Source organism: Streptomyces tropicalis (assembly GCF_029269835.1).
GTDB lineage: Bacteria > Actinomycetota > Actinomycetes > Streptomycetales > Streptomycetaceae > Streptomyces > Streptomyces tropicalis.
The window spans coordinates 103,183-125,295 of record NZ_JARJBB010000014.1 but is presented as its reverse complement, the minus strand read 5'-3'; the positions used below and the strand labels follow the sequence as shown (position 1 = coordinate 125,295).

7 protein-coding genes are annotated in these 22,113 nt (G+C 71.3%); 5 read left to right on the top strand and 2 right to left on the bottom strand.

Annotated features, from left to right (window positions below):
- Positions 1–31 precede the first annotated feature (31 nt).
- On the bottom strand, positions 32–1,612 hold the full coding sequence (locus tag P3H78_RS24045; protein WP_276111266.1) for a sodium/solute symporter: 1,581 nt from the start codon (positions 1,610–1,612) through the stop codon (positions 32–34).
- A gap of 29 nt (positions 1,613–1,641) precedes the next feature.
- On the bottom strand, positions 1,642–2,079 hold the full coding sequence (locus tag P3H78_RS24040; RefSeq protein ID WP_276111216.1) for a DUF485 domain-containing protein: 438 nt from the start codon (positions 2,077–2,079) through the stop codon (positions 1,642–1,644).
- Between the two features lie 509 nt (positions 2,080–2,588).
- Between P3H78_RS24040 and P3H78_RS24035 the strand changes: the two genes are divergently transcribed.
- The 5 genes from P3H78_RS24035 to P3H78_RS24015 all read left to right on the top strand — a co-directional run bounded on the left by P3H78_RS24035 (position 2,589) and on the right by P3H78_RS24015 (position 22,111).
- Positions 2,589–3,377, top strand: a complete 789-nt coding sequence (locus P3H78_RS24035; protein ID WP_276111215.1) for an ABC transporter ATP-binding protein — start codon at positions 2,589–2,591, stop codon at positions 3,375–3,377.
- Positions 3,374–5,947, top strand: a complete 2,574-nt coding sequence (locus tag P3H78_RS24030; RefSeq protein WP_276111214.1) for an ABC transporter permease — start codon at positions 3,374–3,376, stop codon at positions 5,945–5,947. Before P3H78_RS24035 ends, P3H78_RS24030 begins: the two co-directional genes overlap by 4 nt.
- Before the next feature lie 283 nt (positions 5,948–6,230).
- Complete coding sequence (mfd, locus tag P3H78_RS24025) at positions 6,231–9,767, top strand: transcription-repair coupling factor (RefSeq protein WP_276111213.1); 3,537 nt, start codon at positions 6,231–6,233, stop codon at positions 9,765–9,767.
- Positions 9,768–10,029: 262 nt separating this feature from the next.
- On the top strand, positions 10,030–10,782 hold the full coding sequence (locus tag P3H78_RS24020; protein ID WP_276111265.1) for an HNH endonuclease family protein: 753 nt from the start codon (positions 10,030–10,032) through the stop codon (positions 10,780–10,782).
- 382 nt (positions 10,783–11,164) lie between these two features.
- Entirely contained in the window at positions 11,165–22,111 is a 10,947-nt protein-coding gene (locus tag P3H78_RS24015; RefSeq protein ID WP_276111212.1) for a LamG-like jellyroll fold domain-containing protein, read from the top strand.
- Positions 22,112–22,113: the final 2 nt, after the last annotated feature.

Genomic DNA, 22,113 nt, shown 5'->3' with positions numbered 1-22,113 from the left:
CCGGCCCGTACGGTCCGTGTCCCCGAGCGGGTCAGCGCCCCCTGCGGACCGCTCCCGCGAGGATCCAGCCCTCCACCGCCTCGTACTGGCGGCGCTGTTCCTCCGCCGTGCGGCGGCCGGAGGCCACGGTGCCGAGCCAGCCGAGGAGGAAGCCGAGCGGGATGGTGACCAGTCCCGTGGTGGTGAAGGGGAAGAAGTTGAAGTGGGCGTCGGGGAAGGCCGCGACCGGGGACCCGGAGACCAGGTTGGTGCCCGGCATCATCAGCAGCACCGACAGCGTGCCGCCGAGCAGGGTGCACAGCAGCCCGGTGCGGGTGTAGCGGCGCCAGAAGAGGCTGTACACCAGGGCCGGGGCGATGGCGGAGGCGCCGAGGCAGAAGCTCAGCGTCACCAGCGGCTGCAGGCTGCGGTGCTGGACCAGTGTGGCCAGCAGGATCGTCGGCAGACCCACCGCCAGCGCCGACACCCGGGCCAGTGCCATCTCCCGGCGCGCGGACATCTCCTGCACCCGGGCCGCGAACACGTCGTGCGCCAGGGAGTTGGCGCAGGCCAGGATCATCCCGGCGACCGACGCGAGCAGCGTCAGGAAGATCGCGGTGGTGACGGTGGTGAAGAGGAAGCTCTCCGCCGACGACACGTCCGCGCCGAACGCCGCCCGGGAGCCCAGCAGGTACGCCGTGTTGCCCTGCGGGTCGGCCTGCGCGATCACCCCGCGCCCGATCAGCGCGGTGGCGCCGAACCCGACGACGGTGACGACCAGCACGAACAGTGCCACGCTGGACACCGCCCACGACATGGACCGGCGTACCTGCCGGGCTCCCGACGCGGTGTACATGCGCATGGTGATGTGGGGCAGGCACGCGCCGCCCAGGACCACCGTCAGCTCCGAGGTGATCATGTCCAGGCGGGGGGAGGGCCCGCCGGCGAACTCCAGACCCGAGTGCAGGAAGGCGTCGCCGACGCCGCTGCGTCCGGCCGCCGCGTGGAACAGTGCGCCCGGGTCCCAGTCGAAGCGGCGCAGGATCAGCGCGGCGACCACCGCGCCCGACCCGAGCAGCATCACGATCTTGAGGATCTGGATCAGGGCGGTGCCCTTCATCCCGCCGATGGCCGCGTAGCTGATCATCAGCACGCCCAGGCCGATCACGCAGCCGGTCTTCAGCGAGTCGCCGGAGAAGCCGAGGATGAACGCCAGCAGCTGCCCGGTGCCCGCCAGCTGCACCAGCATCAGGGGCACCAGCGCGGTGATGGTCGTCACGCACGCCGCGATCCGCACCGAGCGGCCCGGCAGCCGCCGTGCGAGGGCGTCGCCCATGGTGAACCGGCCCGCGTTGTGCAGCGGTTCGGCCAGCAGGAACATCATCAGCATCAGCGACAGCGCCGTACTCAGCGCCAGCACGATCCCGTCGTAGCCGCACAGGGCGATCACCCCGCCGGTGCCCAGCACGGAGGCCGCGGAGATGTAGTCGCCGGCGATGGCCAGCCCGTTGCGCATCGGGGACAGGGAGCCGTAGCCGGTGTAGAACTCGTCGAGGTCGTCGCGGTCCGGGCCCGTCATCACGCACAGCAGCAGCGTGATCGTGGCGACGGAGGTGAAGGCCACCAGGGACATCGACTGCGCCGACCCGCTGAACTGCGTCGTCACCGTGCCGCCTCCCGCTTCGCGTCGAGCTCCGCCTGCCGGCGGATCCGGTCGGCGATGGGGTCGACGTACCGGCGCGCGGTGTGCTCGTAGAGCCCTATCGCCAGCCAGGTGACGGGCAGTTGGGCCAGGGCGAGCAGCAGCCCCGTGGGCAGTCCGCCGGCGCCGGGGCGGGTCATGAAGGACGGCGCGAACGCCGACAGCACGAGGAACAGCGTGAAGTACCCGAGCGCGGTGAGCGTCGCCACGCGCCGCTGCCGGCGGTAGGCGCCGCGCAGGATCCGCAGGTCGCTGTGGTGGCCGAGCGCGGCCCGGCGCGGCAACCGCTTCCGGTCCGGGTCGCCTTCGGGCGGTGCGGGCTGCCAGGGGTACGCCGAGTACGACGGTGACGTGTCGTGCGGGCGGTACGGGTGGGGTGGGGACGAGTCGTAGGACATCCCGGTGCTCCTTGCGCGGCTCGGGTCCGGTGCGGCGGACTTGGGCACGGCGGCGACCCGGCGTCCCCCGGATCGCGGGACGGGCGGCCGTGTCGGCGACGGGCCCAGCAGGGAGTGGGCGAGCGGTGCACGCACGCTACTCGGCCCACCGCGGACGCGCGGCGTTTTCCCCGGACTGGCCGGTCGGTATGCGCGGACGGCGTGGCTTCCGCACGGTGCGCGGACGGGCCTGCCCTTGATCCTGACGCGGCGTGAGGGACCAGGCTCGTGGCGCCGAAGGGTGGAGACGACCCCGAGAAGCCTCCACCCCACGGTGGAGAGCCCCTAGGGGTGGCTCCGTACTCGGGGTCGGGGAGGGTTCGTCCCGGCGGAGGACGAGAACACCCCGGGGTCGTCCTTAGCCTGGCTTTACGCCGCTGGGGGGCGGCGCGCTCCACCGTACGGCGACCGCGCGCCGCTTGCCGCGGCCGCCGCACGGATCCACCGCCGAACGACCAAGGAGACATACCGTGACATCGGCTGTGACCATTCCCAGGCACGGGGGTACTGGAGGGCCGACGGCCGTTGCCGCGCGGGCACGGCAGGTCGTCAAGGCGTACGGCGACGGGGAGACCCGGGTCGTCGCCCTCGACCACGTCGACGTGGACATCGCCCGCGGCCGCTTCACCGCGATCATGGGCCCCTCGGGGTCCGGCAAGTCCACCCTGATGCACTGCCTGGCCGGACTCGACACCGTCACGAGCGGGCAGATCCACCTCGCCGAGACCGAGATCACCGGCCTGAAGGACAAGAAGCTCACGCAGCTGCGCCGGGACCGGATCGGCTTCATCTTCCAGGCGTTCAACCTGCTGCCGACGCTCACCGCGCTCGAGAACGTCACCCTGCCCATGGACATCGCCGGGCGCAGGCCGGACCGGGAGTGGCTGGACCGGGTGGTGGAGACCGTCGGCCTCGCCGACCGCCTCAAGCACCGGCCCGGCCAGCTCTCCGGCGGCCAGCAGCAGCGCGTGGCCGTGGCCCGCGCGCTCGCCGCCCGTCCCGAGATCATCTTCGGCGACGAGCCGACCGGCAACCTCGACTCCCGCGCCGGCGCCGAGGTGCTGGGCTTCCTGCGCCGCTCCGTGGACGAGCTCGGGCAGACCATCGTGATGGTCACCCACGACCCGGTCGCCGCCTCCCACGCCGACCGCGTGCTGTACCTCGCCGACGGCCGGATCGTCGACGAGATGCAGCAGCCGACGGCCGAGCAGGTCCTGGACCGCATGAAGGACTTCGACGCCCGGGGACGCACGTCATGACCGTCCTGAGGACCTCCCTGCGCAACTTCTTCGCCCACAAGGGGCGGATGGCGCTCTCCGCCGTCGCCGTGCTGCTGTCGGTGGCGTTCGTCTGCGGCACGCTGGTGTTCACCGACACCATGAACACCACCTTCGACAAGCTGTTCGCGGTGACCGCGGCCGACGTGACCGTCTCCCCGAAGGCGGCGAAGGCCGACGGGACGCCCGGCCGGGGCATACCCGACTCGATGCCGGCGTCCGCGCTGACCCGGGTCCGTGCCACCACGGGCGTCAAGTCGGTCCAGGGCGGCGTCAGTTCGGTCAGCGTCACGGTCGTCGACCGCGACAACCGCGCCATGGGCTCCTCCACCGGCGCCCCGACCATCGCCGGCAACTGGACCGGCAACGAGCTGAAGTCCATGGAGATCACCTCCGGGCACGCCCCGCACGGGCCCGCCGAGGTGATGGTCGACGCCGACACCGCGCACAAGCACCACCTCGCGCTGGGCGACGAACTGCGCACCATCGCGCAGACCGGCGACCTGACCGCGCGGATCAGCGGCATCGCCACCTTCAAGGTGACCAACCCCGGTGCGGCCATCGTCTGGTTCGACACCCCCACCGCCCAGCGCGAACTGCTGGGCAACACGGGCCGGTTCACCCAGCTCGACGTCACCGCCGCCGCCGGCGTCTCCGACGCCCGGCTGAAGCGGGACGTGACGCGCGCCCTCACCGGCTCCGGGTCCTACAAGATCCAGACGGCCAAGGAGAACGCCGACGAGAACCGCAAGAGCGTCGGCCAGTTCATGAACGTCATCCGGTACGCCATGCTCGGCTTCGCCGGGGTCGCGTTCCTGGTCGGCATCTTCCTGATCATCAACACCTTCTCCATGCTGGTCGCCCAGCGCACCCGGGAGATCGGCCTGATGCGGGCCATCGGCTCCTCGCGGCGGCAGGTCAACCGGTCGGTGCTGGTGGAGGCCCTGCTGCTCGGCGTCATCGGCTCGGCCCTCGGCGTCGGCGCGGGTGTCGGCATCGCCGTCGGCCTGATGAAGCTGATGTCGTCGCTGGGCATGGAGCTGTCCACCCGCGACCTGACCGTGAAGGCGACCACCCCGGTGGCCGGGGTGCTCCTCGGCGTCGTGGTCACCGTGCTCGCCGCCTACCTGCCCGCACGCCGCGCCGGCAAGGTCTCCCCGATGGCCGCGCTGCGCGACGCCGGGACGCCCGCCGACGGCCGGGCCGGCAAGGTCCGCGCGGTGATCGGCCTCGTCCTCACCGGCGCGGGGACCGCGGCGCTGTTCGCGGCGGCGGGCGCGAAGAAGGCGAGCGAGGGCTCGGCCGTCCTCGGTCTCGGCGTGGTCCTGACCCTGATCGGCTTCGTGGCCGTCGGCCCGCTGCTCGCGGGCGGCGTGGTCCGCGTGATCAGCGCGGTGCTGCTGCGGGTCTTCGGTCCGGTCGGCCGCATGGCCGAGCGCAACGCCCTGCGCAACCCGCGCCGCACCGGAGCCACCGGCGCCGCCCTGATGATCGGCCTCGCCCTGGTGGCGTGCCTGTCCGTCGTCGGCTCCTCGATGGTCGCCTCCGCCACGGACGAGCTGGACCGCTCCGTCGGCGCGGACTTCATCGTCCAGGGCGCGCAGCAGCCCATCGTGCCGCAGGCCGTGCAGGCCGTGCAGCACACGCCCGGCCTCGCCCACGTCACCCGGTACAAGGTGGTCGACGCCACGCTGACGTCGCCCGACGGCAAGGCCGACACCTCCGGTGTCCGCGCCACCGACGCGACCTACGTCGACGACGTGCGCCGCACCACCACCGCGGGCAGCCTGCGGGCCGCCTACGGCGACGACGCGATGTCGGTGGGCTCCGACTACGCCCGCAAGCACGGCGTGCACGTCGGCGACACCGTCTCCGTCGCCTTCGCCGGGGGCCGCACCGCGAAGCTGAGGGTCGCCGCCGTCACCAGCGACGACACCAGCCTCGACAAGGGCGTGCGCTACATCGGCATGGGGACCCTCCAGAAATACGTCCCGAAGGACCGGATCCCGCCGGACATGATGGTGCTCGCCAAGGCCGGGAACGGCCGGGCGAAGCAGGCGTACACGGCGCTCAAGGCGTCGCTGAGGAAGTACCCGCAGTACCAGGTCCGCGACCAGACCGACTACAAGAAGGAACTGAAGGACCAGGTCGGCCAGCTGCTGAACATGGTCTACGGCCTGCTCGCCCTGGCGATCGTCGTCGCCGTCCTCGGCGTGGTGAACACCCTCGCCCTGTCGGTGGTGGAGCGGACCCGGGAGATCGGGCTGCTGCGGGCGATCGGCCTGTCCCGCCGCCAGCTGCGCCGGATGATCCGCCTGGAGTCGGTGGTCATCGCGCTCTTCGGTGCCCTGCTCGGCCTCGGCCTGGGCATGGGCTGGGGCGCGACCGCGCAGCGGCTGCTCGCCCTGGAGGGCCTGAAGGTGCTGGAGATCCCCTGGCCGACGATCATCGGCGTGTTCATCGGTTCGGCGTTCGTGGGCCTGTTCGCCGCCCTGATCCCGGCGTTCCGGGCGGGCCGGATGAACGTCCTCGCCGCGATCGCCACCGAGTAGCCGCGCCCGCCGCGCGGGCACCGGACCACCGCACACGGGGGTTGCGGGGGGCCGGCCCGGGGCCCGGGACGTCCGACGACGTCCCGGGCCCCGGGCCTTCGTGCGCCCGCGCGGTCCGCGGGCGGCCGGACGTCGTCCACAGCCCCGACGGCCGCCCGTCCGGCGTCGTAGGCTGGAAGGACCCCCGGCCCGCGGCGCGCGTCGGGCTCTTCGTGTTGCCGACCCGCCACCCCCCCGCACCTGCCCCGACCCTCGCCCCCACCCCGGACGGAAAAAGCCCTCCATGAGCCTGCACGGTCTGCTCGACGCCGTCGTCAAGGACCCCGCCCTAGCGGAAGCGATCACCGCGGCCGCGGACGGCAACCGCATGCACGTCGACCTGGTCGGGCCGCCCGCGGCCCGCGCCTTCACCCTCGCCGCGCTGGCCCGCGAGGCCGGCCGCCCCGTCCTCGCCGTGACGGCCACCGGCCGCGAGGCCGAGGACCTGGCCGCGGCCCTGCGCTCGCTGCTGCCCCCCGAGGGCGTGGTGGAGTACCCGGCGTGGGAGACGCTGCCGCACGAGCGGCTCAGCCCGCGCAGCGACACCGTCGGCCGCCGCCTCGCCGTGCTGCGGCGCCTGGCCCACCCCCGCCCCGACGACCCCGAGACCGGCCCGGTCTCCGTCGTCGTCGCCCCCGTGCGCTCGGTGCTCCAGCCGCAGGTCAAGGGCCTCGGCGACCTGGAGCCGGTGGCCCTGAGAGCCGGCGGCACCGCCGACCTGGCCGATGTCGTCGAGGCGCTCGCCGCGGCCGCGTACTCCCGGGTGGAGCTGGTGGAGAAGCGCGGCGAGTTCGCCGTCCGCGGCGGCATCCTCGACGTCTTCCCGCCCACCGAGGAACACCCCCTTCGAGTGGAGTTCTGGGGCGACGACGTCGAGGAGATCCGCTACTTCAAGGTCGCCGACCAGCGCTCCCTGGAGGTCGCCGAGCACGGCCTGTGGGCACCGCCCTGCCGCGAGCTGCTCCTCACCGACGACGTCCGCGGCCGGGCCGCCGCCCTCGCCGAGCGCCACCCCGAGCTGGGGGAGCTGCTCGGCCGGATCGCCGAGGGCATCGCCGTCGAGGGCATGGAGTCGCTGGCCCCGGTCCTCGTCGACGACATGGAACTGCTGATCGACGTCCTGCCCAAGGGCGCCATGGCCGTGGTGTGCGACCCGGAGCGGGTGCGCACCCGGGCCGCGGACCTGGTGGCCACCTCGCGGGAGTTCCTGCAGGCCTCCTGGGCGGCCACGGCCGGCGGCGGCGAGGCCCCCATCGACGTCGGCGCCGCGTCCCTGTGGTCCATCGCCGACGTCCGGGAGCGCGCCCGCGAGCTGGAGATGCCGTGGTGGTCGGTGTCGCCGTTCGCCGCGGACGACGCCGTCGAGGACACCGACACCCTCAAGCTGGGCATGCGCGCCCCCGAGACCTACCGCGGCGACACCGCCCGGGCGCTCGCCGACACCAAGGGCTGGCTCGCCGACGGCTGGCGCGCGGTCTTCGTCACCGAGGGCCACGGACCCGCGTCCCGCACCGTCGAGGTGCTCGGCTCCGAGGGCGTCCCCGCCCGGCTGGACGCCGACCTCGGCACGCTCTCCCCGTCCGTCGTGCACGTGGCGTGCGGCTGCATCGACCACGGCTTCGTCGACCCCGGGCTCGGGCTGGCGGTGCTCACCGAGACCGACCTGTCCGGGCAGAAGGCGTCCGGCCGGGACGGCGCCCGCATGCCCGCCCGCCGCCGCAAGACCGTCGACCCGCTGACGCTGGAGGCGGGCGACCACATCGTCCACGAGCAGCACGGCGTGGGCCGCTACATCGAGATGGTCCAGCGCACCGTGCAGGGCGCCACCCGCGAGTACCTGGTGGTGGAGTACGCCCCCGCCAAGCGCGGCCAGCCCGGCGACCGCCTCTACATCCCCACCGACCAGCTGGAGCAGATCACCAAGTACGTCGGCGGCGAGGCTCCCACCCTGCACCGGCTCGGCGGCGCGGACTGGACGAAGACGAAGGCCCGCGCGAAGAAGGCGGTCAAGGAGATCGCCGCGGACCTGATCCGGCTGTACTCGGCGCGGATGGCCGCCCCCGGGCACGCCTTCGGCGCGGACACGCCCTGGCAGCGCGAGCTGGAGGACGCCTTCCCGTACGCCGAGACGCCCGACCAGCTCACCACGATCGCCGAGGTCAAGGACGACATGGAGAAGACGGTCCCCATGGACCGCCTGATCTGCGGCGACGTCGGGTACGGCAAGACGGAGATCGCGGTCCGCGCCGCTTTCAAGGCCGTCCAGGACGGCAAGCAGGTCGCGGTGCTGGTGCCGACCACGCTGCTGGTGCAGCAGCACTTCGGGACGTTCAGCGAGCGGTACGCGCAGTTCCCGGTCAAGGTGCGGGCGCTGTCCCGCTTCCAGAGCGACACCGAGGCGAAGGCGGTCCTGGAGGGGCTCGGGGAGGGCTCGGTGGACGTCGTCATCGGCACCCACCGGCTGTTCTCCTCGGAGACGAAGTTCAAGGACCTCGGCCTGGTCATCGTCGACGAGGAGCAGCGCTTCGGCGTCGAGCACAAGGAGCAGCTGAAGAAGCTCCGGGCCAACGTCGACGTGCTGACCATGTCGGCGACGCCGATCCCGCGCACCCTGGAGATGGCGGTCACCGGCATCCGCGAGATGTCCACCATCACCACGCCGCCGGAGGAGCGGCACCCGGTGCTGACCTTCGTCGGGCCGTACGAGGAGAAGCAGATCGGTGCGGCGATCCGGCGCGAACTGCTGCGCGAGGGCCAGGTCTTCTACATCCACAACCGGGTGGAGTCGATCGACCGGGCGGCCGCGCGGCTGCGCGAGATCGTGCCGGAGGCGCGGATCGCGACCGCGCACGGCCAGATGTCGGAGCAGGCCCTGGAACAGGTCGTCGTCGACTTCTGGGAGAAGAAGTTCGACGTGCTGGTGTCCACCACGATCGTCGAGTCGGGCATCGACATCTCCAACGCCAACACCCTGATCGTGGAGCGCGGCGACAACTTCGGCCTGTCCCAGCTGCACCAGCTGCGCGGCCGGGTGGGCCGCGGCCGCGAGCGCGGCTACGCGTACTTCCTCTACCCGCCGGAGAAGCCGCTGACGGAGACCGCGCACGAGCGGCTGGCGACCATCGCCCAGCACACCGAGATGGGCGCGGGCATGTACGTGGCGATGAAGGACCTGGAGATCCGCGGCGCGGGCAACCTGCTCGGCGGCGAGCAGTCCGGGCACATCGCCGGCGTCGGCTTCGACCTGTACGTACGGATGGTGGGCGAGGCGGTCGCCGACTACCGGCGGCAGCTGGAGGCCGGCGGGGTCGAGGAGGAGGCCCCCCTCGAGGTCAAGATCGAGCTGCCCGTCGACGCACACGTCCCGCACGACTACGCGCCCGGTGAGCGGCTGCGCCTCCAGGCATACCGGGCGATCGCGTCGGCGAACTCCGAGGAGGACATCGCCGCGGTCCGCGAGGAACTGACCGACCGCTACGGCGCGTTGCCCGAGCCGGTGGAGAACCTGCTGCTGGTCGCCGGGCTGCGCATGCTCGCCCGGTCCTGCGGCGTCGGCGAGATCGTGCTCCAGGGCACCAACATCCGCTTCGCCCCGGTGGAGTTGCGCGAGTCCCAGGAGCTGCGGCTCAAGCGGCTCCACCCGGGCACGGTGATCAAGCCGTCCGTGCACCAGGTGCTCGTGCCGCGCCCGAAGACCGCGAAGGTCGGCGGCCGGCCGCTGGTGGGCCGTGAACTGCTCGCCTGGGTGGGGGAGTTCCTGGCATCAATCCTGGGGTCGTGACGGCGCCCCCCGGATGACCCCCGCGCACGGCGCCCGCACCGGCGGGCGCCGTGCGCCTCGGTTCCCCCGTGCGGAGCGCCTCCGTGCGCCCGTACGGTGCAGGCATCATCGGCGCCCGGGTGGGAAGCCGCACAACGACCGCCCGCGCAGGGGCGGGACCGACACGGCAAGGGGAGGGCGCGTGACGCGTCGAGGGGGCGGGGCGGTCGTGCAGGCCATACGTACGGAGCGGCACGGGAGCGGCGGTCGCGCCCGGAGGGCGGTGCGGTCCTCCGCCGCGCTCCTGGCCGCCGGCCTGCTGCTAACCGGCTGCAAGGACATCGCCCCGCCCGCGGCCGGCGGACCGTCCGGCTCCGACGTGCCGACCGCGGGCGACGGCCGCGCCGTCAGCCCGCTCGACAACCCCGACGGGACGAAGCCCGGTCTCGCGGCGATCACCTCCGCGGCGGACCGGGCGAAGGCGCGGGCGCTGATCGGGAAGGTGGAGACGAAGGGGCGCGGGCCGAAGACCGGTTACGCGCGCGTCGAGTTCGGCTACGCCTGGACGGACTCGGTGCCGGGCGCGGTCCCCTACGCGCACAACGGGTGCGACTCGCGCAACGACCTCCTCAAGCGCGACGGGGAGCACCTCCGCTTCCGGAAGGGCTCGGACTGCGTCGTCACCTCGATGACCCTTCAGGACCCGTACACGGGGCGGATGATCGAGTGGACCAAGGCGCATGCCACGACGGTCCAGATCGACCACGTCATGCCGCTGTCGTACGACTGGCAGATGGGCGCCGCGCACTGGGCGAAGGGCAAGCGCGAGGACATCGCCAACGACCCGCTCAACCTGATCCCGGTGGACGGGCCGTCCAACGGCCGCAAGAGCGACTCGGGGCCGGCGGCCTGGCTCCCGCCGAACACGAGGATCCGCTGCTCCTACGCCGTGCGCTTCGCGCAGGTGTCGCTCAAGTACGGCCTTCCGGTGACGGCGCCCGACAAGCACACCATGCTGGAGCAGTGCACCGGTTGACGGTCCCTCGGACGAGCACATCGCCTGAGCAAACGTCACGTCGCGGCCACGCGGTGCATATGACGTGACGTCACGCACGTCACCGTCGCATGACGAAGTGATACGGGTCCGATGACGGTCCGGTCAAGACGTTCACAAGTGCCAAAGGGATGCCGGGCAGCAAACCGGTCAGGTTCAGCAAGAGTAAGTCAAGGTCTGAACAAGGAAACGTCCAGGCGAGTCCACAAGATGTTCACGCCAGGCAAGATTCGGCGCGTTTCTGTGTCGTTTCTTGATCACTGGAGTCGAACCCGTGCGCTTGTGGCCGCTCAGCCGCCGCCCACGCCCCGCGCGCCCCGCGCGGCCCGTGCGGCCCGAACGTCGTGCACCCCGTGCACAGCGCATGGTCGCCGCGGTGGTCCTCACCGCGATGGCCCTGATGCTGACGACCAACCAGGCGCTCGCCGAGGGCATGGAGCTGGGCCGGATCGACATGTCCGGCCTGAGCGCGTCGTCCCTCGCGTCCTGGTTCACCGACCCGCACTGGGGCAGGCTGCCGCACCAGAAGTCCGGAACCGCGGCCGGCCGCCGCCACCACGTCTCCGCCGACGCCACGGACGCCCACCGCGGCGCGGGCCGCGCCCCCGGCAGGGGCCGGGGTGAGCTGGCCGCCTACCACCCGCACTCCAGCAGCGTGAAGCGCGGACGCAGCGCCGGAGGCGGCGCCTTCGACGCCAGGACCAGCAAGCGGGACGCCGGCAAGTCCACGCGCAACGAGACCGTCTACGACAACGCCGACGGCTCCACCACCCGCCAGATATCGCCCGCGACCGTCAACTACCGGGTGAGCAAGGGCCGGTGGGCGCCCATCGACGTGGAGGTGCGAGCCGGACCGGACGGACGCTGGCACGAGAAGGCCAACTCCGTCGCCGTCGACTTCGGCGCCAAGGGCACCGACTCCGCCCTGGCCTCCCTCGCGACCGACGCGCGGCACCGCATCGCCTACTCCCTCGCGGACGCCGCCCCGGTCCAGGGCACCGCGGACGGCTCGACCGTCACCTACGGGGGCGTCCTGGACTCCACCGACCTGAAGGTGTCGCCCACCGCCACCGGTGTGAAGGAGTCGGTCGTCCTGCACTCCGCGGACGCCGCGAACTCCTGGACGTTCCCCCTCACCCTCAAGGGCCTCACCCCTGTCCAGCACGCGGACACCGGCTGGATCGACCTGCGCGACGGCACGGGCCGGACCATGGAGCGCATCCCGCCCGCGTACGCCTACGACGCGAAGGTGAACCGCCGCTCCGGCGACCCCGCCACCACCCACGCCGTGACCTCCGAACTCGTCCACGGCAAGGACGGCTACGCGCTGAAGGTGACCCTGGACAGCCGCTGGCTGCGCGACCCGCACCGCGTCTTCCCGGTCACCGTCGACCCGACCGTCGACGACGGATGGACCACCACCTACGCCGAGTCCGGGGCCGGCAACAACATCGACCACTCCTACGAGCAGACCATCAAGGTCGGCTCCTACGACTCCGGCACGCACGCGGCGAACAGCTTCGTCAACCACTGGGACACCGCCTGGGACGCCAGCGGCGCCACCGTCACCGCCGCGTCCCTGAAGCTCTTCGACACCTGGGCCGCCACCTGCACCCCGGAGCGCTTCGACATCGCCCTGGTGACCGGCACCTGGACCCCCGAGTCCGTCACCAGCTACCCGGGCCCCTCCAAGGGCGCCTCCATCGGCAACGCCACCCCCAGCGTGCCCACCGCGTGCGCCAACACCGCCGCCGACCGCACCGTGGGCGACTCGGTGACGGTCCCGCTGTCCACCTCCGCCATCCAGGGCTGGTTCAGCGGCACCACCGCCGACTACGGCCTGGCGGTCTACGCGTCGACCACCGACAACCTGCACTGGAAGCAGTTCGGCTCCTTCAACGACCCGGGCAAGGGCCCGGTCCTGTCGGTCACCTACACCGGCAACACCGCGCCGCAGCTGTACGAGCAGTTCCCGCAGGACAACGCCGTCGTCGGCACCACCCAGCCGGAACTCACCGCCTGGGCGGGCGGCGCCAACTCCTCCGGCGGCGGGAACAACCAGTACCAGTTCCAGGTCTTCGACGCCTCCGGCGCCAAGGTCGCCGACTCGGGCCTGATCGCCACCGGCGACTGGACCGTGCCCGCCGGCAAGCTCGCCTGGGGCAAGTCCTACACGTGGAGCGTGCGGGCCTACGACGCCACCACCAATCTGTACTCTCCCGCGGACCCCTACGCCCTGTCCGTGCAGGTCCCGCAGCCCGTGATCACCTCCGGGCTGTCGCAGAACAGCAGCGACCACGGCTTCGACGCGGCCATCGGCAACTACACGACCTCCGACACCGACGCCTCGATCTCCACCGTCGGCCCGTCCCTGGACGTCGAACGCGACTACAACTCCCGCGACCCGCGCTGGGCCGGGGCCTTCGGCTCCGGCTGGTCCAGCATCTTCGACTCCCGGGCCACCGAGCAGTACAACGCCTCCGGCGCGGTCACCAGCGTCGTCGTCACCTACCCCGACGGCTCCCAGGTCGGCTACGGCAAGAACAGCGACGGCACCTTCACGCCCGGCAACGGACGGTTCGCCACCTTCAAGACGGTCACCGGCGGCTACACGCTGACCGACAAGGACGACACCGTCTACACCTTCACCCAGTCCCTGGGCTCCGGCGGCTACGGCCTCACCTCGGTCACCGACGCCAACGGCCGCACGATCGACCTCACCTGGTCCGGCGGGCACGTCACGAAGATCACCTCCGCCGTCTCCGGCCGCTCGCTGTCGCTGACCTGGAGCACCCCCTCGGGCGCGCAGGCGGCGCACGTCGCGACCGTGGTCACCGACCCGGTCACCCCCGGCGACACCTCCACCGTCCAGACGTGGACCTACGGCTACACCGGCGACCAGCTCACCAAGGTCTGCTCACCGCTGTCCGCCACCAAGTGCACCACCTACGGCTACAGCTCCGGCTCCGGCTACCGCAACGCCGCCCTCGACCTGGACCCGCACACCTTCTGGCCCCTGTCGGAGACCTCGGGCACCAGCGCGAAGGACACGATCCTCGCCAACGAGGGCACGACCGACGCGACGTACGAGAACGTCACCCTGGGCTCGTCCACCGGACCGCTCACCGGCTCCTCGGCGAAGGCCGCCGGCTTCAACGGCACCTCCTCCGACGTCTCGCTGCCCAAGAACCTCGGCAACGACACCGACTCCGGCGCGATCTCCCTGTGGTTCAAGACCTCGGCCGGCCCCGGCGTTCTCTACTCCTACGCCTCCCAGCCGATCGGCTCCGGACAGGCCGCCGGCTTCTTCACGCCGTCCGTCTACGTCGGCACCGACGGCAAGCTGAACGCCGAGTTCTGGTACAGCGGCGGCGTCAACCCGATCGTGTCCACCGCGTCCGTCGCCGACGGCAAGTGGCACCACGTGGTGCTGTCCGCCGCCGGCAACTCCCAGACCCTGTTCCTGGACAACACCAAGGTCGGCTCGCGCACCGGCACCGTCTCCATCAAGAGCGCGACCGCCTTCGGCAAGAACCAGTCGTTCAACTACCTCGGCACCGGCTTCCTCGGCGGCAGCTGGCCCGACGAGCCGCACTACTCGACCACCGAGAAGGACGGCTACGCCACCTACTTCAACGGCTCCATCGCCGACGTCGGCTGGTACAGCCGCCCCCTGGTCGCCGCCGACGTCAGCGCGCTGTACACGTACGGCACGCACGGCACCAGCCTGCTCAGCAGCGTGACCCGGCCGTCCGGCAAGACCTTCGCGGGGATGCAGTACGACTCGGACTCCACCACGCTGACCCAGCTCACCGACGAGAACGGCGGCGTCTGGAAGCTCGGCTCCCCGACCGTCACCGGCTCCAGCGACACCTACCGCGGAGCCGTGCTCGGCGCCGCCCCCTCCGAGTACTTCCGTCTCGGCGAGGCCGCCGGCGCCACGACCGCCCTGGACCAGGTGCACGGCGGTGACGGCACCTACAGCTCCGTGACCCTCGGCGGTTCCGGCACCTTCAGCGACGCCAAGTCCGCCGCCTTCGACGGGACGGCGTCCAGGGTGACCCTGCCCGGCGGATCGGTCCCGGGCTCCGGCGCCGAGTCGGCGAGCATGTGGTTCAAGACGTCCACCGCCGGCGGCGTGCTGCTCGGCGCGTCCCGCGACCCGCTGGGCGCCACCACCGCGACCGCCTTCACGCCCGTCCTCTACGTCGGCACCAGCGGAAAGCTGTACGGGGAGTTCTACTTCTCCGGCGGCTCCACCAAGCCGCTCGGCTCCTCCGCCTCCGTCGCCGACGGCAAGTGGCACCACGTCGTGCTCTCCTCCTCGGCGAGCAGCCAGTCGCTCTACCTCGACGGCACCCTGGTGGGCACCCAGAGCGGCGCGCCGGCCATGGTCAACCAGCCGTACACGTACGTCGGCGCGGGCTTCAACGGCGGCAACTGGCCCGACGAGGCGCACAACAGCTCCACCAGCAACACCGGCTACGCGATGTACTTCAAGGGCTCGATCTCCGACGTCGCGCTCTTCCGGTCGCAGCTGACCGACGCCGACGTCGCCGAGCAGTTCCAGGCGGCGAAGAACTCCACCGGCCTGCTGCCGGTGAAGACCGTCAAGGTCACCTCGCCGACCAACTCCACCCCGACGTACACCTACGACGTCACCAACGGCAACCGCGCGCTGACCGAGACCGACGGCCTGGGCAACCGGACGAGCTTCGGATACGACACCGCCGGCTTCGAGCACACGGTCACCGACCCCAACGGGTCGATGACGGTCACCGGCCACGACGTGCGCGGCAACGTGGTGTCCTCCACGTCCTGCCAGGACCAGCCCGCCAACAAGTGCAACACCGAGTACTACGCGTACTACCCGGACGACACCACGGCGCAGCTGACCACCGCCGACCCGCGCAACGACCAGCTGCTGACCGAGCGCGACGGCCGGTCCTCGTCCGCGACCGACACCACCTACCTCACGTCGTACACCTACGACACGGCCGGCAACCAGACGAAGATCACCGGCCCGGCGGTGCCCGGCTTCCCGAACGGCCGGAGCACCAGCACCGAGTACAGCGACGGCACCAGCGCCTACCCGTCCGCCGACGGCGGCACCGTGCCCAAGGGCCTTCCGGTGAAGACGGTCAGCCCGGGCGGCGCCGTCAACCAGGTGTCCTACTTCAAGAACGGCGACGTGGCCTCCACCACCGACGCCATCGGCCTGGTCACCCAGTACACGTACGACGGTCTGGGCCAGGTCACCACCCAGAAGGTCGTCTCCGACACCTACCCCAACGGCCTGGTGACGACGTACAAGTACGACGCCGCCGGCCAGGTGATCGAGGAGCACGACCCGCAGCTCACCGACCGCGTCACCGGCGCCACGCACGCCGCCGTCACCAGCACGGTCTACGACGAGGACGGCAACACCACCTCGCAGTCCGTCGCCGACGCGAGCGGCGGCGACACGTCCCGCACGCAGACGTGGACCTACGACGGCTACGACCACGTGCTGACCGAGGCCGACGCCAACGCGGCCGAGGGCGCCTCCAACGGCAACACCACCACGTACACCTACGACACATCCGGCAACAAGACCAAGGAGGTCACCAGCGCCGGGAACGAGACCCGGTACACCTACGACGACAACGGCGCCCTGCTCACCCAGGGCCTGATGTCCACCGGCGACCCCGCCAACCCGCAGCCGGCGACCCTGGTGACCGAGTCCTCCCGCGCCTACGACCCGGCCGGACGGCTCGCGTCGATCACCGACGCGATGGGCAACACCACCTCGTACACCTACACCGACGACGGCCTGACCTCGACGGTGAAGCGGACCAGCGCCGACGGCCAGAGCACCTACGTGCTGGAGTCGGACACCTACGACGCGGCCGGCAACCTGCTGCAGTCCACCTCGGACAACGGCGAGAACGTCACCAAGTACACCGTCGACGCCGCGTCCCGGACCACCTCCACCGAGCTGGACCCGACCGGTGTGGACCGCGTGACCACCGTGTCGTACACCCCGGACGATCAGGTCGCCACCGAGAGCAACCACGACGCCTCCGGATACGACCGCACCACCACCAACACCTACGACGACATGGGCAACCTGCTCAGCGAGACGCTGTACGGGGACGCCTCCGGTCACCCCGCGGGCTGGTGGAAGCTCGACCAGACCTCCGGCACCCAGGTCACCGACGCCTCGGGCACCGGCAACTCCGCCCAGGCGACCGGCGTCACCTGGAGCGACGGCGCCGCCAACTTCGACGGCACGACGTCGTCGGGCATCGCCACCAACGGTCCGGTGCTGGACACCACCGCCTCGTACACCGTGTCGGCGTGGGTCAAGATGAGCTCGCTGCCGACCCACAACGCGGCCGTCGTGGCGCAGAACGGCACCACGAACAGCGCGTTCATGCTCCAGTACAACTACGCGCACACCAGCGCGCCCATGTGGAGCATGCTGGACACCAGCAAGGACGCCTCCGGCGCCACCTTCCCGGGCGCCTACGCCACCGCCACGCCGTCCGCCAACACCTGGACGCACCTGGTGGGCGAGTACGACGCCGCCACCGGCGCCGTCAAGCTGTACGTCAACGGCAGCCTGTCCGGCTCGACCACCAACACCACCCCGTGGAACGCCACCGGGCCGCTCAGCGTCGGCCAGGACAAGTACGCGGGCAACGCCGACGACGCGCTCCCCGGCGCGGTCTCCGACGTGCAGGTCTACCAGCGGGCCCTGTCCGACTCCGAGATCACCTCGCTGTACGGCAAGGGCCGCTCCGGCGGCACGGTCGGCTCCTCCGACGCGCAGACCACCACGTACGCCTACGACAAGCGCGGCCTGCCGACGTCCATGACGGACGCCGAGCAGCACACCACCGACTACGCCTACGACGAGGCGGGCAACCTCGCGGTCACCACCGCGCCCGCCGTCCAGGCGGAGCCGGACGGCACCACCGCGTCCACCGTCCGCCCGGTCACGACCAGCGGCTTCAACACCTTCGGCGAGAGCGTCGAGGAGCAGGACCCCAACGGCCTGGTCACCTCCACGGTGTACGACGCCGAGGGCAACAAGGTCTCCGAGACGCTGCCCCCGTACACCCCGAGCGGCGCCTCGTCGCCCAACGCGGGCACGACCGTCTTCACCTACGACAGCGAGGGCAACCAGACCGCCGTCACCTCGCCCGGCGGCAGGACCACGTCGTACCTGTACGACCAGATGGGCAACGTCGCCCAGACCACCGCGCCGGACGGCAGCACGACGCACGCCACCTACGACACCGACGGCGAGCAGCTCTCGGCGACGGACCCGACCGGCGCGCAGACCCAGGCCACGTACGACTACCTGGGCCGGCAGCTGACGCAGACGACGCTGGAGCGCCAGCCGTCGACGCGGACGCTGACCACCACCAACTCCTACGCGGTCACCACCGGCAACCCCTACGGCGCCCACGTCGCCTCCACCACCTCCCCCGGCGGGGTGACGACGACGTACGGCTACGACCGCGCCGGTGACGTCACCACGGTCACCGACGGGGCCGGCAACCCCACCCGCTACGCCTACGACTTCGAGGGCAACCGCTCGAAGACGACCCTGGCGGACGGCAGCTACTCGACGACCGACTACAACGCCGACGGCGACCCGACGGCGACCCGGTCCTACGACGTGCTCGGCAACAAGATCTGGGAGACCTCGCAGGCCTACGACGGCGTCGGCAACATGACCGCCGCCACCGACGCCAACGGCCACACCAGCCACTTCACCTACGACGCGGCCGGCACCATCACCCAGGAGATCCAGCCGGTCGACGCCTCCACGTCGATCACCACGACCTTCGGCTACGACGCGGCCGGCAACCGGACCCGCTTCACCGACGGCCGCGGCAACTCGTGGCGCTACTCCTACACGCCGTGGGGCCAGCAGGAGAAGGTGATCGAGCCGACCACCGCGAAGTACACCTCGGCGGCCGACTCGACGACGACCTTCGCCTACGACGCCGACGGCCGGATGACGGACGTGACGCTGCCGGGCGGCGTGACGACGTCGATGACGTACGACTCGCTGGGCCAGCTGAAGACCATGTCCGGCTCGGGCGCGGACGCGGCGACGGCCAAGCGGAGCTTCACGTACGACGCGGACGGCCGGGTGCTGTCGGCGGACACCGACGCGGCGGGCATCGCCGGAGCGGTGGACCACCAGGACGCCACGCACAACGCGTTCACCTACGACGACCGCAGTGACGTCCTGACCGCGTCGGGCTCGGCGGGCTCGTCCGGCTTCGCCTACAACGACGACGGCGCGATGACCTCGCGGACCGACGCGGCGGGCACGACGACCTACGGCTACGACACGGCCGGCCGCCTGTCGTCCCTCAACGACGCGGCCACCGGCTCCCAGCTGACGTACGCCTACGGCCAGCTGAACGAGCTGAAGTCGGTCAAGTACGGCTCGACCGGCCAGACCCGCACCTTCGGCTACAACAGTGCCCACGAACTCACCAGCGACGTCCTGGCGCAGGGCGCCTCGACGCTGGCGAGCTTCACCTACGGCTACGACGGCAACGGCAACCTGACGTCGAAGACGACGACGGGCGTCTCGGGCGCTTCGGCCAACACGTACACCTACGACTGGTCCAACCGCCTCACGTCGTGGAACGACGGCTCGAAGACGACGGCGTACGCCTACGACGCCTCCGGCAACCGCATCCGCAACGGCTCGGACGTCTTCACGTACGACGAGCGGGACCAGCTCACCTCGGACGGCGTCCACACCTACGACTACTCCGCCCGCGGCACGATGACGCAGGAGTCGTCGGCGGCGGGCGGCACGGTGGCGTACCAGACGGACGCCTTCGGCGGCCAGATCGTCGCCGGCCAGCAGTCGTACACGCTGGACGCGGCCGGCCGTAACGTCTCCGACCGGGACACGGGCACCGGCACCACCCGCACCTTCGCCTACTCGGGCGCGGACAACACGATCGCCTCCGACGGCGACAGCACCTACACCTACGACCCGTCCGGCGGCATCGTCGGCATCAAGCCGGCCGGCGGCGGCAGCGGGGTCCTGGCCCTGACCGACCAGCACAGCGACGTGGTGGGCACCTTCGCCTCGGGGGCGACCTCGCTGGCGGGCTCCGCCTCCTACGACCCGCTGGGCAAGGTGGTCTCCCCGACCGACACGATCGACGGCCACCTCGGCTTCCAGTCCGGCTGGACCGAGCCCGGCACGGGCAACGTCGGCACGGCGTCCCGCTGGTACGACCCGGACACGGGTGTCTTCCTGAACAAGGACAGCATCTCGCTGAACCCGGTGCCGAACTCGGTGGCGGCGAACCCGTTCGCCTACGTCGACGACAACCCGCTGGCCGGCACGGACGAGTCGGGCAACTGCTCCTGGTACGACGTGGTGTGCGGGGCCGAGAAGGTCGCGCACAAGGTCAGCCACGCCGTCAGCCACGCGGCGCACAGGATCTACCACGCGGCCAAGCACATCGCCCGCAAGGTCGTCCACGCGGTCAAGCACGCGGCGCACAAGATCGTCCACCGTGTGCGGGACTACTACCACGCCACGGTCCGGGTGGTCCGGCGCGTCTACCACTACGCGGTCAGACACGTCCGACGGGCGTACCACCGGGTGGTCCACGCGGTGCACTCCGCGTACCACCGGATCTCACGCGCGGTGCACCGGGTGGTGCACGCGGTGAAGAAGGCGGCGCACGCGGTCGCGCACGTGGTGAGGAAGGCCGCGCACGCGGTCGCCCACGCGGCCAGGACGGCGTACCACGCGACGGTCAAGGCGGCGAAGTCGGCGGCGAAGTACGTCAAGCACCACGCCGCGGCGATCACCTCCTTCGTGGTGTCCACGGCGGTGTTCGCGGGCTGCGAGGCGGTGACGGCCGGCGTCGGCTCGATCGGCTGCGCGGCGGCCGCGGGCGCGGCGGGCTCCCTGGTGGAGCAGGGCTTCAAGTGCGCGGAGAACGGCGGCGGCGACTGCAGCGTGGGCGCCTTCGCGGGCTCGGCGGTCGAGGGTGCGGTCGCGGGTGCGGTGGGCGGCGCCCTGGGCAGCCTGGGCGGCAAGCTCCTGTCGAAGGTCGCACCGAAGGCGATGAAGGTCGTCGGCGGGCTGTTCGGCAAGGGGGCGACGGAGGCCGAGGAGACAGGAGCGAGGGACGCCACGGAGGAAGCAGCCTCGGCGGCGGAGTCGGAGGGGGCGGGGACGCGGGCCCAGTCGCACTCCGACGAATCGGGCGGACCGGCCGAGGAGTCCGGCCCGAGCTGCCGGAAGGGTGGTCCCCACAGCTTCACGGGCTCGACCCGTGTGCTGCTGGCCGACGGCACGACCAAGGCCATTGACCAGGTCAAGGTCGGCGACAGCATCGCCAACTCAGTACCGGGCGCGAAGGGCACGGAGGCGCACAAGGTCACGGACGTGATCGTGACGCGCACGGACCACGACTTCGTGGATGTGACGGTCAAGGGCGCGGGCAGGTCCGCGGGTGGGAAGTCGGCGAAGGCCGGCGCGAAGACCGCGGTCGGGTCCGTGGCGAAGAAGGCGGCCCGCAAGGCGGCGTTCGGCCTGGCGGCCTCGGCGGCGGTGCTCGGAGCCCTGGCGTTCGGCCACGGCCACGGTGACGCCCACCAGCCGGCGACGGCGCCGGTGGCGGCGATCAGCAAGGTGTCGCAGGGCCAGGCCACCAAGGCCGACGCCCAGGACGGCCACCTGACGACGACCTTCCACCACCCCTTCTACGACGAGACCAGGTCGGCCTTCGTCGAGGCGAAGGACCTCAAGCCCGGCGACGTCCTCCAGACGCCGACCGGCACGACCGAGGTCACCGGTGTCCGCCTCTACCACGCGAACACCACGACGTACGACCTGACGATCGGCAGCCTCCACACGTACTATGTGCTGGCAGGTGAGACCCCGGTCCTCGTTCACAATTGTGATGTCACATACGTGACGTACACGAAGACCAATCCAGACACCGGCGTCGTTTACACAGGGCGGTCTCGCGGAATCGGGACGCCGGAACAGATCGTTGCGGCTCGCGACGCAGGCCACCACATGACCGAGAAGGGGTTCGGCCCTGCCGTTCTTGACAAGTTCGCAGTGGCCACCAAGAGTGTTGCCGAGCGGCACAGTGATCCGGCATATCAGGCCATTCGCGGCCGTGAGCAACAACTGATCGACGCGTTTGGCGGTGCGCAAAGTGCCGGTGGAACGTCAGGCAACGCTATTCGCGGCGTGGCAGAAGACAATTCCCTGCGAGGGATCTATATGAATGCGGCTACCGTGGCGTTCGGTTAGTT

Coding starts and splice junctions, on each gene's coding strand:
- P3H78_RS24045 (WP_276111266.1), bottom strand. CDS start 1,612: ATGTCCCTGGTGGCCTTCACCTCCGTCGCCACGATCACGCTGCTGCTG.
- P3H78_RS24040 (WP_276111216.1), bottom strand. CDS start 2,079: ATGTCCTACGACTCGTCCCCACCCCACCCGTACCGCCCGCACGACACG.
- P3H78_RS24030 (WP_276111214.1), top strand. CDS start 3,374: ATGACCGTCCTGAGGACCTCCCTGCGCAACTTCTTCGCCCACAAGGGG.
- mfd (WP_276111213.1), top strand. CDS start 6,231: ATGAGCCTGCACGGTCTGCTCGACGCCGTCGTCAAGGACCCCGCCCTA.
- P3H78_RS24015 (WP_276111212.1), top strand. CDS start 11,165: ATGGTCGCCGCGGTGGTCCTCACCGCGATGGCCCTGATGCTGACGACC.